Below are 13,117 nucleotides of genomic sequence, written 5' to 3' on the forward strand. Positions count from 1 at the left end.
CTTATACCTTATTATAATAGTAAAGTTCCCTGCAACGCTGTCCCATCTTCATTGAAATCGCCCAAGCGTACAGATACCACTTGATTGTCCAGTGTATCATTATGGGGAACCTCTACCCGGATATAGTTAGCCGTAAAGCCATGCATCGGTGCACCCGGCTTGGAGCGTTCCAGCAATACCGGCATAGTTTGTCCGATATGGCGGGCATAGAATGCATGCGTCTTTTCATCCGAAAGTTCCAAAAGGCGCTGACTGCGACGGTGCTTTTCCTCCGGAGTTACCACATGGTCTATCTTCAAAGCCTGTGTACCCGGCCGTTCGGAATAGCTGAACACGTGAAGTTGGGTCACATCCAGACTCTTAATAAATTCATAAGCCTGCTCAAAGTATTCATCCGTTTCACCCCGCGTACCCACTATGACATCCACACCAATAAAAGCGTCGGGCATCACTTCTTTCACTCTCTGCACTTTAGAAGCGAAGAGTTCCGTATCATACCGACGACGCATCAGTTTTAAAACGTCATCACTGCCAGACTGCAATGGAATATGGAAGTGAGGCATAAAACTGCGAGAATGCGAAACAAACTCTATGATCTCATCAGTCAGCAAATTAGGTTCTATGGAAGAGATGCGATAACGTTCAATACCTTCTACCTCATCCAGTGCCTTCACCAAGTCGAAAAAAGTCTCTCCGGTACTCTTGCCGAAATCGCCAATGTTAACGCCGGTCAACACAATCTCCTTTCCCCCTTCGGCTGCAGCCTGACGCGCCTGTTCTACCATAGAGGCAATCGTTCCGTTGCGGCTCCGTCCGCGAGCAAAAGGAATGGTGCAATAGGAACAATAATAATCGCAACCATCCTGTACTTTCAGAAAATAGCGGGTACGATCTCCCCGTGAGCAGGACGGCGCAAACGAATGGATATCTTTCAACGCTGAAGCATACGCCTCTCCCGACTCATTTTTCTGTAAATCGCCAAGATATTGAAGTAAGTCCTTTTTCTGTTCGGCACCAAGCACTACATCCACGCCTTCAATCTTTGCAACGGTTTCAGGCTTCAACTGGGCATAACATCCGGTCACAACCACGAAAGCGCCCGGATGTTGCTTCACCAAACGATGAATAGCCTGGCGGCATTTCTTATCTGCCACCTCCGTCACCGAGCAAGTGTTCACTACACAGATGTCTGCTTTCTCTCCCTTACGTGCCGTACGCACGCCTGCTTCCCGCAAAATCTTACCGATAGTAGAGGTTTCCGAAAAGTTCAACTTACACCCTAACGTATAGTAAACCGCTGTCTTATTTTGAAATATATTGGTATCAATCATATCTATTCTAAACACATTTCTGCCACAAAGTTACATATAATTCTTAGAATTTTCCTACTTTTGCACAAATCATCAATTTTCGTGCAATGATACAAGAGAACTTTATCAAACTCTACGAGCAGAGTTTCCGTGAGAACTGGGACCTTCCTTGCTACACCGATTATGGTGAAGACGAGAGTTATTCCTATGGACAAGTAGCACAAGAGATAGCTAAATTGCACTTGCTATTCAAACATTGCAGCCTGCGCCGGGGCGATAAAATAGCTGTTATCGGCAAAAACAATTCCCGTTGGTGCATTGCTTATATGGCAACCATCACTTATGGAGCCATCGTTGTGCCCATCCTTCAAGATTTTAATCCGAACGATGTACATCATATCGTCACCCACTCCGAATCTGTTTTTCTCTTTACCAGCGATTCCATTTGGGATCATCTGGAAGAAGAACGCCTGACCGGACTGCGTGCCGTGTTCTCCCTTTCTGATTTCCGCTGCCTCCACCAGCGTGACGGTGAAACAATCAACCGTTTCCTCAAACATCTGGACGACGAAATGCATGAAACTTATCCGAAAGGTTTCCGCCGGGAAGACGTGCAATATACAACCCTCTCTAATGATAAGGTGATGCTGCTGAACTATACTTCGGGCACCACCGGTTTCAGCAAAGGTGTTATGCTGACAGGAAACAATCTGGCAGGAAATGTCACTTTCGGTATACGCACCGAGCTATTAAAGAAAGGAGATAAAGTATTATCTTTCTTACCTTTAGCCCATGCCTACGGTTGTGCCTTCGACTTCCTCACGGCCACCGCTGTGGGAACCCATGTCACACTTCTGGGAAAAGTCCCCTCCCCCAAGATCCTGATGAAAGCTTTCGAGGAGGTAAAACCCAATCTTATCATTACCGTACCGCTTGTTATCGAGAAAATCTACAAAAATGTTATCCAACCCGCCATCAATAAGAGAACTATGAGGTGGGCGCTCAGCATTCCTTTGCTCGACGGACAAATCTACGGGCAAATCCGTAAAAAACTGGTAGATGCCCTGGGCGGACGCTTCAAAGAAATCATTATCGGCGGGGCTGCCATGAACCCGGAAGTGGAAGAGTTTTTCCACCGCATCAAGTTTCCATTCACTATCGGTTACGGTATGACAGAATGTGCACCATTGATCAGCTACGCTCCCTGGAACGAATTCGTCCCGACTTCTTCCGGTCGTGTACTCGACATCATGGAAGCCCGGATTTATAAAGAAAATCCGGAAGCTGAAATTGGTGAAATACAAGTGCGAGGCGAAAATGTAATGGCGGGGTACTATAAAAATCCGGAAGCAACGAAGGAAGTTTTCACCGAAGACGGCTGGTTGCGTACCGGCGATCTGGGAAAGCTGGACGAAAATAATAATCTCTATATCCGTGGCCGCAGCAAGACCATGATTCTCAGTTCCAGCGGACAGAATATTTTCCCCGAGGAAATCGAAGCACGTCTCAACAATCTGCCATTCGTTCTGGAAAGTCTGATCATCGAGCGTAATAAGAAGCTGGTCGCTTTGGTTTATGCAGATTATGAAGCGCTGGATTCCCTTGGTCTGAACCAAACGGAAAATATCAAAACCATTATGGATGAGAATCTGAAAAACCTGAATAACAGTGTGGCCAGTTACGAAAAAGTAAGCCAGATACAGCTATATCCTAACGAATTTGAGAAAACTCCCAAAAGGAGTATCAAGCGCTACTTATATAACAGTATTGCAGAAGATTAGTATGTTATTAAACATACAAAAAGTCGTCAAAAGAGGCTAACCTCCAAAAAAAACATAAAAAAAGTTGGGATTTGGAGAACAACCTATCAAAAAAGTACATACCTTTGCAACGTTTTAATAAAGCAATTGATTGTATTACGTTTTTTAAAAAGCAAAGAAAATGAAAAAATTAGTTTTGATGGCTGTAGCTATCGTAGCAGTATCTTTCGCATCTTGTGGTAACAAACAAGCTGACGCTGAAAAAGCAACAGCAGATTCTATCCGTATTGCTGACTCAATCGCAGCAGTAGAAGAAGCAGCTGCAGCAGCAGCTGAGGCAGCAGCCGCAGCAGCAGATACTGTAGCAGTAGATAGCGCAGCAGTTGTAGCTGAATAATTTCAGAACAACACACTGAGAGAATTGAAAGTCTGACGTGCGAAAGCACGAACAGACTTTTTTTATGCCCATTTGCACCACTCTAAAGATACTCAGTGATTCACCACATTTCTTATTTGATTATTTCAGAAAATCCTTATCTTTGCTAATCTCCATATTATACTAATATTATGAAAAAGAAACTGATAGAAAAAATTAAGCGATCAGCTATCAAAGGAAGATTAGGTGATTTCATCTGCAATTTCATCGCAGTCGTACTGGGTATTGCAATCACTTTCGTGGGAAGTGATATGATTCAGGAGCACAATAAGAAAAAAGAGGTGGCACAGGCCCTGCAGTTGGTCAAAAGTGAATTACTTATCAACCGGGAAACAATAGAAGAGATGATGAAAATGGAAATATTCAACAAAGAAGGTGCATGCTACCTGCTTCAATACAAAGACAAAATGAATGAAGCATCCTCCGACTCTCTGAATTACTACGGCTATTTCCCATTCCAATCAAAAGATTTTCTTCCGGTCACCGATGCTATGGAAATGCTCAGAGCTTCTTCTGTCATGCAAAATATTAAAAACAAAGAGCTTGCTGTCGAAATCATCCAGGCCTATGCCGTAATAAAAAATGCACATCTTTTTTATGAAGGATTCTCCAAAGCAAAAGAGACAGCGGTAGAGAAATGCGTCAGTCAGCAAGAATTTAGAAAAATTTCTAATGAGAATAAGTCACTAAGAGAAATCTTGGAATTCACCATCCACCTCCCAGAAGGGTTTGCTGCCATGCGGCAAATCTCTTTTGTACATGATGACCCGCATCTCACATACAGCCACTACATGGAACTAATTGATAAAACAATTACTTTTATTGATAAAGAATACAATTAGAACTAACCAGTAATAAATAAAAAAGCCCGGCCTCCTTTCGGAAACCAGGCTTCTTTTATATAGGAAGTTTTTAAATTATGCTTCTTCAGCAACAACTTCGAAAGGAATCTCTACAGAAACTTCCTTGTGCAGCTTAACGATAGCTTTGTACTGGCCAACTTCTTTCACAGCGTCTTTTACAACGATGATCTTACGGTCAATTTCATGACCTAACTTAGCCAATTCTTCTGCAATCTGGATGTTACCAACAGAACCGAAGATAGTACCGGTTGAGCTAACTTTAGTAGCGATCTTCAAAGATACGCCTTCCAATTTAGCTGCCAATGCTTCAGCATCCTTCTTGATTTTTTCCAATTTGTGAGCACGTTGCTTCAAATCTTCAGCCAACATTTTCTTTGCAGCAGGAGAAGCAATCACAGCTTTACCTGTCGGGATGAGGTAGTTACGACCATAACCAGACTTAACAGTTACGATATCGTTCTTATAACCCAAGTTTACAATGTCTTCTTTCAATATAATTTCCATACTTTCCTCCTCCTATTATTTCATCATGTCAGTTACATAAGGCAGCAATGCCAAGTGACGGGCTCTCTTTACAGCTTGAGCTACACGACGTTGGAACTTCAAAGAAGTACCGGTGATGCGACGCGGAAGGATCTTACCTTGCTCATTCAAGAATTTCTTCAAGAATTCGGGATCCTTATAGTCGATATACTTAATACCACTCTTTTTGAAACGGCAGTATTTTTTCTTCTTAACGTCCACTGACGGCGGAGTTAAATATCTGATTTCTGATTGAACTTGTGCCATGATTAATCCTCCTTTTTAGTTGATTTAACACTTCTTCTCTTCGCAGCGTATTCAGCAGCGTACTTGTCTTGTCTGAAAGTCAAGAAACGGATAACGCGCTCATCACGACGGAAGTTAAGCTCTAACTTGTCAATTACAGTAGGTTCTGCATTGAACTCAATCAGCTGATAGAAACCAGTTGACTTCTTCTGGATAGGATATGCCAGTTTTTTCAGTCCCCAGTTTTCCTCATTTACGATCTCAGCACCTTCAGCAGTAAGGATGCCTTTGAATTTTTCTACCGCTTCCTTCATCTGAACATCAGACAAAACGGGAGTTAAAATGAAAACGGTTTCGTATTGATTCATACTTGTTTAATTAATGAATTAATAATTCGTTTAAAAATTTGCGGTGCAAAGGTAGGGATTTTATTTTGATCTACAAACATTTAATGTTTTTTTGTGCCGCGAGGATAGGATTTATCATGGAAGTGACTTACCTTTGCAAAGTTGTTTAAACAATAATTTCATGATCGAGCAATTTAACTTTGACATCCGGCTTATCTTTGCCATACTGAATGGTAAAGTTTCCGCCGCAATCAACCGAAAACTGTCCCGTAACTTCCGCCAGAACGGTTTGGAGATTACTCCGGAGCAGTGGACCGTCCTTATCTTTTTGTGGGAAAAAGATGGAGTGACGCAACAAGAGTTGTGTAATGCAACTTTTAAGGACAAACCCAGTATGACGCGCCTGATAGATAATATGGAGCGCCAACATTTAGTGGTTCGTATCTCTGATAAGAAAGATCGCCGCACCAATCTGATTCACCTCACCAAAGACGGAAAGGAACTGGAAGAACAAGCACGGGTGATTGCCAACCAAACCCTAAAAGAGGCATTACATGGCATCACCGTGGAAGAACTGCGCATAAGTCAGGAAGTATTAAGAAAAATATTTTTTAATACGAAAGATTAGTGCAAAATACAGCGAAAGAATTAGTATAAACGGCTTATGGAAAGCCTGCAAAACCAACTATTTACCCTCAATAATAGTTTTTTTGCAAAAATAATTTCGCTTGTTAAAGAATTATGCTTTTCTTTGTGACAAGAATATAATAATCTATTAAAATACACACACATGAAAGGTTTATTAAAAAATCTGGGCTTGATATTAGTCTTGGTAGGAGCTGTAATTTTGGTTTCATGCTCCTTTACCGGTAATGTTAACAACAATACCCTTTTAGGTACTTCAGCTGTTTTGATGGTACTGGGATTGATTTCATACATTATTATCAATAAGAAATTGGCAGACTAATCATCGGAAAAGAATAAAAAGGGCGGTTACTTTTATAAAGTACCCGCCCTTTTTGTTTTGTGAAGAGCAAGAAGCTATTAAGCTTCCGGCTCCGGTGTAATCAGTTTGTATCCTTTTCCGTGGATATTGATGATTTCAATAGAAGGATCTTCTTTCAAATGCTTACGCAACTTCGTGATGTACACGTCCATACTACGGGCATTGAAATAGTTGTCATCAATCCAGATAGTCTTCAAAGCAAAGTCACGCTGCAGGATTTCATTAGCATGAGCGCAGAGCAATCCCAATAGTTCAGACTCTTTCGTAGTCAGCTTCGTTTGCTTTTCAGGTGTAGACAAAATCTGTTTCTGTGTATCGAAAGTGAACATACCAATCTTGTAGATATTGCTCTCTTTGTTCTTCTTTCCACGTACACGTCTCAGGATAGCTTCAATTCTGAATGTCAACTCTTCCATACTGAATGGCTTGGTGATATAATCATCCGCACCGATCTTAAAGCCTTCCAGAATATCTTCTTTCAGTGTCTTTGCAGTCAGGAAGATGATAGGAATTTCGGCATTTGCAGCACGTACTTCCTGAGCCAGTGTGAAACCATCTTTCTTTGGCATCATTACGTCAAACACACACAAGTCATATTTATTCTTCAGAAAAGCTTTGTATCCAGCTTCGCCGTCGGGATATAACTCGGCAGAATAACCTTTCGCCTGTAAATATTCTCTTAAAAGCATGCCAAGATTTTCATCATCTTCGCACAATAAAATACGCAGTTTCTCGTCCATATCATTAATTTTTAAGTAAAGGTAATGCAATAATAAATTTAGTTCCAACGTTTAGTTCACTCTCTGCCCGGATGGTTCCCTTGTGATCTGTTATGATCTTCTTCACATAAGAAAGTCCTAATCCGAAGCCCTTCACATCGTGCAGATTACCTGTATGCACGCGGTAGAACTTTTCAAATATCTTTTTCAAATTCTCTTTTTTAATACCTATACCGTTATCCTGGATAGAAATCATCAGCTTACCCGGTTCATTCCAGGTCTTCACTTTCAATTCCAAATCCGCATCCGGTCTCTTATACTTCACCGCATTATCCATCAGATTGAAAATCACATTCGTAAGATGCATTTCATCTGCAAATATATCCGGGTCTGTTGCGTTCAGTTCCGACTCTATATTACCGTTATAACGCTCCACCTTTAAGGTGAATGTGTTGATAACACCTGTAATCAATTCATTGGCATCCAGTTCCTTCATTTTCAAGGTAGCCTTCTGCTTGTCGAACATCGACATCTGAAGAACCTTTTCTACCTGGAACCTCAATCGTTTCGTCTCATCATTGATGACCGTCGATATATGCTGGAACATAGCAGGCGATTTTCCCACTGCGGGGTCTTTCAACATCTGCGCTGCCAGCGATATCGTCGATATCGGTGTTTTGAATTCATGCGTCATATTATTGATAAAGTCATTCTTCATCTCCGTCAGTTTCTTTTGGCGGAACACGATATAAATCGTGAAGATGAATGTTATCAGCAATACAAAGGTGAATATCATCGACGGTATCATAAAGTTGACTGAGTCGAAAATATAATCCCTTTTACCCGGGAAATGTATCTTTACGATACTCATACGGGCAGGTGGATCATTCAGGAACAAAGGTTGGGAATAAGAATACTCATTACCTTCATCCACATAGTCCGAACAGCGATATACTTCCCGCCCATCCCGGTCAATCACTTTAAAGTGATAAGCCAGATCAATTCCGTTATCTACCAAACCCGACTTTAAGTACTGATCCAGATTCTTAAAGTTGATGCGCTCCTCTATTGGTTTGTCACTTGCTGTATATACCATCTGCCAAGCCACTTCATCCAACAAGTTACGCTGGTATACATAACGATTCTTCACGAAATCGACATGCGAACGAGCTGTTTTGGGTATCGTTTTGGCACCATGCTTACGCGAAATCATGGCTCGCGGCAACTCTGACGGATTATTTGTTATCGTCTGTAGTTCTATAGCTGAATACTGAGAACCATCTGGCGATGTAGCCGTAAACCGCTGTGTCTGCACCACTGCTTTACCCTGCGCAGTCAATTCCCACGCTCTCTTTTCTGCCTCGGAGATGTCCTCCCTTAACCAACGGTCAACCTCCGCGGACTCCACTTCTTTGGAAGCTGCCATCAGGCCACGCTTCACCGATTCATCAAATTGCTCGTTACGCATCTTTACCATCTTCTCTATGTAGCTGATTTGCAGGTACAAGAGACTGAGGAAAGATAACCCCATAACGACGCCTAATATCCATATTGTTGACTTCTTCATAGTCACAAAATTAACACTCCCTAATTAACACTCCTAACACATTAACCTGATTTAACCGCAAGTTCTCGTAAATTAACCGAAAAGTGTTTTTTAAGTTGCATTACGAGCATTATAACAAATAGGAGTCTCTTTGGTTTGCAAATTTAATAAAAAATTAATCATTCACATTCACATTTGCACATGTTCTTAATCAGTGTTAATAAAAAAGCCATTACCCCTCGTTCTGAGGGAGTAACGGCTTTAACAAATTATAAAAACAGACGAAGTGAAGTCTTTTATTCTTCAGCTTGCTTAGCTTCGAACTCCTTAACCAACTTATCTTGTACATCACTTGGAACAAGTTCGTAGCTGGCAAATTTCATGATAAATGAAGCACGTCCTCCTGTCAAAGAACTCAAAGCTGTGGAGTAAGATGACATTTCTTTCAAAGGTACTTTAGCACTCAGCTTTTCATAACCAGCCTCACTACTCATACCCATAATCATGGCTCGGCGTCCCTGTAAGTCACCCATTACATCACCCATTCTATCCGACGGAACAAATACTTCCACATCATAGATAGGTTCAAGAATCTTCGGACCTGCATTCTTGAATGCTTCACTAAATGCATTACGGCCAGCCAGCATGAAGGAAATTTCATTGGAGTCTACCGGGTGCATCTTACCATCATACACGATTACACGCACATCACGAGCATATGAACCTGTCAACGGTCCTTGTTCCATGCGAGCCATGATACCTTTCAAGATAGCAGGCAAGAAACGTGCATCGATAGAACCACCCACGATACTATTAACAAATACCAGTTTACCGCCCCATTCCAATGGAACTTCTTCAGTACCTTTCACATTGATCTTGAATTCCTGTCCACCGAACTTATAAGTATCGGGCACCGGCATACCTTCGTAGTAAGGCTCTACAATCAAATGTACTTCACCAAACTGGCCTGCACCACCCGATTGCTTTTTATGGCGATAGTCTGCACGAGCCGCCTTCGTAATAGTTTCACGATACGGGATTCTCGGCTCTTCATACTTGATTTGCAATTTTTCATTATTTTCCAAACGCCACTTCAACGTACGCAAGTGGAACTCACCCTGTCCGTGAACAATAGTCTGGCGCAACTCTTTGGACTGCTCTATCACCCAAGTCGGATCTTCCTCACGCATGCGGTTAAGGATAACCATCATTTTCTCCGTATCGGATTCATTCAGAGGTTTGATAGCACGAGAGTATTTAGAATTCGGATACTTAACAAAATTGAAACGGTTTTCAGTGCCTTTACCATTCAGAGTATTTCCGGTATGCACATCTTTCAATTTCACGGTACAGCCAATATCACCGGCTACCATTTCTTCTACCTTGATACGGTTAGCACCCGCACAGGCATATATTTGGGCGATACGTTCTTTTGAGCCACGGTCAGCATTCGTAAAGTCTTCACCTTCGTGCACTTTACCGCTCATAACCTTGAAGTACTGAACATCACCAATATGAGGTTCAACAGCGGTCTTAAAGAAATAAAGAGAAGTAGGTCCATTCGGATCCGGGGTTACAACTTCACCACGAGTATTATGTACAGGAGGCATTTCGTCTACAAACGGAACCACATTACCCAGGAATTCCATCAAACGGCGCACACCCATATCTTTACCTGCACAAACACAGAATACGGGGAACATGCCACGTGAAGCCAGTCCCTTACGGATACCTTCACGCATTTCATCTTCCGTCAGAGATTCTTGTTCAAAGAATTTCTCCATCAGGCTTTCATCGTGTTCTGCAGCAGCTTCCACCAATGCTTTGTGCAATTCGGTTGCTTTGTCCATTTCCTCTGCAGGAACATCTTCAATGGTGGGTGCACCACCTTCGGGACCCCACGAATATTTTTTCATCAGAAGTACATCAATCAACGAATTGAAGTTCGGTCCGGTAGCCAACGGATATTGCACGGGAACTACCTTCGAACCATAAGCAGACTTCAACTGCTCCAGTACCATATCATAATCACACTTCTCATGGTCAAGCTGATTCACCAGGAAAATCACCGGTTTACCTAACTTTTCTGTATATCGGAAATGATTTTGGGTACCCACCTCAGGACCATATTGGCCATTCAGAAGTAATATTGCAGTATCGGTAACATTGAGTGCTGTCATGGCAGCTCCAACAAAGTCATCACTTCCCGGACAGTCTATAATATTAAGTTTCTTACCGTTCCACTCCACATGGAAAACGGTGGAAAACACAGAATAGCCATATTCTTGCTCCACCGGGAAGTAATCGCTGACTGTATTCTTGGCAGTAATTCTGCCGCGACGTTTTATAATACCACTCTCAAAGAGCAGCGCTTCTGTGAGAGTGGTTTTACCCGAGCCATCATTGCCAAGCAGGGCAATGTTCTTAATTTCATTCGTCTGATATACTTTCATGATATATAAGATTTAAAATGAATAACTCAGTATGCCTTCGCATACCCTTAATTTTTAGTGAGGCGCAAATTATGAATTTATCAAAAGAAAAGCAATAAATCGATAGTGTTACTAAACTATGTTATGTAACACATCACTACTAACAGAAAGATTTTCTTAACTTTACAGCAAAATCATTAACCCCCAAACTTACAATGAAAGAACTACTATCATCTATTGTACTGCTCATTCTCCTGTCATTTACCGGATGTCAATCCGGAAGTTCATCTCACAAACAACGACCACTTATCGGCCTATCTTGTTCACATCCCAGTGACTATTCGTCTGCACGAACGACTTATACCGAATCAGTCATACAAGCCGGAGGCATTCCAATACTTATACCAGTCACAACAGACAGTATAGTCCTGGCAGATATCATCGGTCGGCTGGACGGGATTATTTTAATCGGGGGAGCGGATATACATCCTTCTTATTATAATGAAGAACCTATCGAACAACTGGGAGAGGTAGATTCACTGCGTGATGTTTATGATATTTCCCTTATCCGCTTTGCAGCGCAACGTGGTGTACCCATGTTGGGAATCTGCCGGGGCGAACAATTAATCAATGTAGCATTCGGTGGCACACTCTATCAGGATATTCCAGCCCAGCATCCGGATACTACCGTGCGACATAATCAGGAAGAACCGAGTAGTGTACCCACTCATGCAGTCAACTTGCTTCCCGATTCTGAAATGGCACGGATAACAGGAGAGACACAACTATTTACCAATACCCACCATCATCAGGCCGTCAAGCAGGTAGCACCCGGTTTCCGAATTACGGCATGGGCCACAGACAGTATTCCCGAAGCCATTGAAAACATTGAAGGAAAGCCCATCTGGGGAGTACAATTCCACCCGGAAGCATTAATGGTAGCCGGTGATAGCATATCTGCCAGATTCTTCTATTTCCTGATCGATAAAGCAATCACATTCCGGAAAAGCAAATAATAGTTTTATCCATTACCGGACATATTCAACTCCCTGTCAAGTCCGTACCAACTCCGTATCTATACGCTTGGACTTGGTACGGAGTTGGTACGGACTTGACAGGGAGTTGGTAGGGAGCAGGTCATATTCCGGTAATTCTTTAGTGATTTCTTATATATAAAATATATAGGTACGCGCGTGTATCATATATAATCCAACTTAATCACAATCACCCTTATATCCTGATCTTCCTTATCCGTAGCTATCTTTGCAATATGCCAGTCGGACGGGAAGAACAAGAAAAACTCACCGGGAACAGAGTCGATAAAGGTAGTTTTTTCCGGATCAAAATCATAGTGAATAACATCTTTTTTCTCACTATATTCGCAATTAGCCTTTGAAGACTCATGATCCAGCAATGCAAAACGTTCCGTTCCTTTCACCACATACTGCAAATCTATATGTTTCCGGTGTGATTCGGATGTCCGCTTCTCTAACGGTTCATTCTTACTATCTTCAACAGAAACCACAAGTGACGTTCCTTCTATTGGATGTTTTCCCTTCTCGATAGTAGTCAGGTCGTGCGACGCCAACCAGCGAAAAGCCGCCTTCCATTGTTCCGGATTCGCTTCGTACTGCGCTTTGAATTCCGCTAAATTCGTGGAAGAATGAGGCTTCGCCTTCAAACCTTCACTCCAGACTTTCGATTTTACCCATTTTTCAGGCGAGATACTTTTTACTTTCTTGCCACTTTGAGCAGAGACAGACAGACAAACCGCAAGCATACAGGCAGTTGCCAATAACCATTGTAAGTGTTTCATGTTAATGTTTTCTATAATTTCGTTTACTGACTACAAAGATATAAATTATAAATCGTATAAAATTGAAACATCTGTCTACCTATATTGAATTATTTGTGGAACATTAAATGATAA

Annotated in this window: 14 protein-coding genes; 6 read left to right on the plus strand and 8 right to left on the minus strand. The window is 41.9% G+C overall.

Translation table 11 applies throughout. The annotated features are described in order from the left end of the window. Positions 1 to 11: 11 nt before the first annotated feature. Positions 12 to 1,331, minus strand: coding sequence for a tRNA (N(6)-L-threonylcarbamoyladenosine(37)-C(2))-methylthiotransferase MtaB (gene mtaB, locus DWW10_RS07895; protein ID WP_118421223.1), 1,320 nt, complete (start codon positions 1,329 to 1,331; stop codon positions 12 to 14). 86 nt (positions 1,332 to 1,417) lie between these two features. Here mtaB and DWW10_RS07900 point away from each other — a divergent pair, with 86 nt between their 5' ends. From DWW10_RS07900 to DWW10_RS07910, 3 genes are all read left to right on the plus strand, one after another. Continuing rightward, positions 1,418 to 3,091, plus strand: a complete 1,674-nt coding sequence (locus DWW10_RS07900) for a long-chain fatty acid--CoA ligase (RefSeq protein WP_118221247.1) — start codon at positions 1,418 to 1,420, stop codon at positions 3,089 to 3,091. 160 nt (positions 3,092 to 3,251) lie between these two features. Continuing rightward, positions 3,252 to 3,467, plus strand: a complete 216-nt coding sequence (locus DWW10_RS07905) for a PG1828 family lipoprotein (RefSeq protein WP_022392222.1) — start codon at positions 3,252 to 3,254, stop codon at positions 3,465 to 3,467. A 170-nt stretch (positions 3,468 to 3,637) separates the two neighbouring features. Beyond that, complete coding sequence (locus DWW10_RS07910; protein WP_118421222.1) at positions 3,638 to 4,348, plus strand: hypothetical protein; 711 nt, start codon at positions 3,638 to 3,640, stop codon at positions 4,346 to 4,348. Between the two features lie 75 nt (positions 4,349 to 4,423). Here the strand turns inward: DWW10_RS07910 and rplI are convergent, their stop codons facing one another. Genes rplI through rpsF form a run of 3 tightly spaced genes read right to left on the minus strand, consistent with a single transcriptional unit; the run spans position 4,424 to position 5,505 of the window. Beyond that, complete coding sequence (rplI, locus tag DWW10_RS07915) at positions 4,424 to 4,873, minus strand: 50S ribosomal protein L9 (protein WP_007210279.1); 450 nt, start codon at positions 4,871 to 4,873, stop codon at positions 4,424 to 4,426. Positions 4,874 to 4,888: 15 nt separating this feature from the next. Further along, positions 4,889 to 5,158 carry a 30S ribosomal protein S18 gene (rpsR, locus tag DWW10_RS07920; RefSeq protein ID WP_007210278.1) on the minus strand — a complete coding sequence of 90 codons (270 nt, stop codon included), beginning with the start codon at positions 5,156 to 5,158 and terminating at the stop codon, positions 4,889 to 4,891. Between the two features lie 2 nt (positions 5,159 to 5,160). Beyond that, on the minus strand, positions 5,161 to 5,505 hold the full coding sequence (gene rpsF, locus DWW10_RS07925; protein ID WP_118421221.1) for a 30S ribosomal protein S6: 345 nt from the start codon (positions 5,503 to 5,505) through the stop codon (positions 5,161 to 5,163). A 160-nt stretch (positions 5,506 to 5,665) separates the two neighbouring features. Between rpsF and DWW10_RS07930 the strand changes: the two genes are divergently transcribed. After that, a complete protein-coding gene (locus tag DWW10_RS07930) occupies positions 5,666 to 6,112 on the plus strand; it encodes a MarR family winged helix-turn-helix transcriptional regulator (RefSeq protein ID WP_022391350.1) in 447 nt (148 codons plus the stop codon). A gap of 162 nt (positions 6,113 to 6,274) precedes the next feature. Next, positions 6,275 to 6,451: a hypothetical protein gene (locus DWW10_RS26015; protein WP_007660038.1), complete on the plus strand. Its 177-nt coding sequence runs from the start codon at positions 6,275 to 6,277 to the stop codon at positions 6,449 to 6,451. A 77-nt stretch (positions 6,452 to 6,528) separates the two neighbouring features. Here DWW10_RS26015 and rprY read toward each other — a convergent pair whose 3' ends face one another. From rprY to DWW10_RS07945, 3 genes are all read right to left on the minus strand, one after another. Continuing rightward, a complete protein-coding gene (gene rprY, locus DWW10_RS07935) occupies positions 6,529 to 7,230 on the minus strand; it encodes a response regulator transcription factor RprY (protein WP_007660039.1) in 702 nt (233 codons plus the stop codon). A 4-nt stretch (positions 7,231 to 7,234) separates the two neighbouring features. Further along, positions 7,235 to 8,776 (minus strand): sensor histidine kinase, encoded by a 1,542-nt coding sequence (locus DWW10_RS07940; RefSeq protein WP_007660040.1) that lies wholly within the window; start codon positions 8,774 to 8,776, stop codon positions 7,235 to 7,237. Between the two features lie 275 nt (positions 8,777 to 9,051). Next, positions 9,052 to 11,208, minus strand: coding sequence for an elongation factor G (locus DWW10_RS07945; protein ID WP_118421220.1), 2,157 nt, complete (start codon positions 11,206 to 11,208; stop codon positions 9,052 to 9,054). Positions 11,209 to 11,402: 194 nt separating this feature from the next. On the opposite strand from DWW10_RS07945, the gene DWW10_RS07950 reads away from it, so the two are divergent. After that, the gene (locus tag DWW10_RS07950) at positions 11,403 to 12,203 is read left to right on the plus strand and encodes a gamma-glutamyl-gamma-aminobutyrate hydrolase family protein (protein ID WP_118421219.1); all 801 of its coding nucleotides are present in this window, start codon (positions 11,403 to 11,405) and stop codon (positions 12,201 to 12,203) included. A gap of 182 nt (positions 12,204 to 12,385) precedes the next feature. Here DWW10_RS07950 and DWW10_RS07955 read toward each other — a convergent pair whose 3' ends face one another. Then, positions 12,386 to 13,003, minus strand: coding sequence for a NanQ anomerase/TabA/YiaL family protein (locus DWW10_RS07955; RefSeq protein WP_118421218.1), 618 nt, complete (start codon positions 13,001 to 13,003; stop codon positions 12,386 to 12,388). Between the last annotated feature and the right edge of the window lie 114 nt (positions 13,004 to 13,117).

This window comes from Bacteroides intestinalis (assembly GCF_003464595.1).
Classification (GTDB): domain Bacteria; phylum Bacteroidota; class Bacteroidia; order Bacteroidales; family Bacteroidaceae; genus Bacteroides; species Bacteroides intestinalis_A.

Coding starts and splice junctions, on each gene's coding strand:
- DWW10_RS07950 (WP_118421219.1), top strand. CDS start 11,403: ATGAAAGAACTACTATCATCTATTGTACTGCTCATTCTCCTGTCATTT.
- DWW10_RS07900 (WP_118221247.1), top strand. CDS start 1,418: ATGATACAAGAGAACTTTATCAAACTCTACGAGCAGAGTTTCCGTGAG.
- DWW10_RS26015 (WP_007660038.1), top strand. CDS start 6,275: ATGAAAGGTTTATTAAAAAATCTGGGCTTGATATTAGTCTTGGTAGGA.
- DWW10_RS07910 (WP_118421222.1), top strand. CDS start 3,638: ATGAAAAAGAAACTGATAGAAAAAATTAAGCGATCAGCTATCAAAGGA.
- DWW10_RS07940 (WP_007660040.1), bottom strand. CDS start 8,776: ATGAAGAAGTCAACAATATGGATATTAGGCGTCGTTATGGGGTTATCT.
- DWW10_RS07905 (WP_022392222.1), top strand. CDS start 3,252: ATGAAAAAATTAGTTTTGATGGCTGTAGCTATCGTAGCAGTATCTTTC.
- rpsR (WP_007210278.1), bottom strand. CDS start 5,158: ATGGCACAAGTTCAATCAGAAATCAGATATTTAACTCCGCCGTCAGTG.
- rplI (WP_007210279.1), bottom strand. CDS start 4,873: ATGGAAATTATATTGAAAGAAGACATTGTAAACTTGGGTTATAAGAAC.
- rprY (WP_007660039.1), bottom strand. CDS start 7,230: ATGGACGAGAAACTGCGTATTTTATTGTGCGAAGATGATGAAAATCTT.
- DWW10_RS07945 (WP_118421220.1), bottom strand. CDS start 11,208: ATGAAAGTATATCAGACGAATGAAATTAAGAACATTGCCCTGCTTGGC.
- rpsF (WP_118421221.1), bottom strand. CDS start 5,505: ATGAATCAATACGAAACCGTTTTCATTTTAACTCCCGTTTTGTCTGAT.
- mtaB (WP_118421223.1), bottom strand. CDS start 1,331: ATGATTGATACCAATATATTTCAAAATAAGACAGCGGTTTACTATACG.
- DWW10_RS07930 (WP_022391350.1), top strand. CDS start 5,666: ATGATCGAGCAATTTAACTTTGACATCCGGCTTATCTTTGCCATACTG.
- DWW10_RS07955 (WP_118421218.1), bottom strand. CDS start 13,003: ATGAAACACTTACAATGGTTATTGGCAACTGCCTGTATGCTTGCGGTT.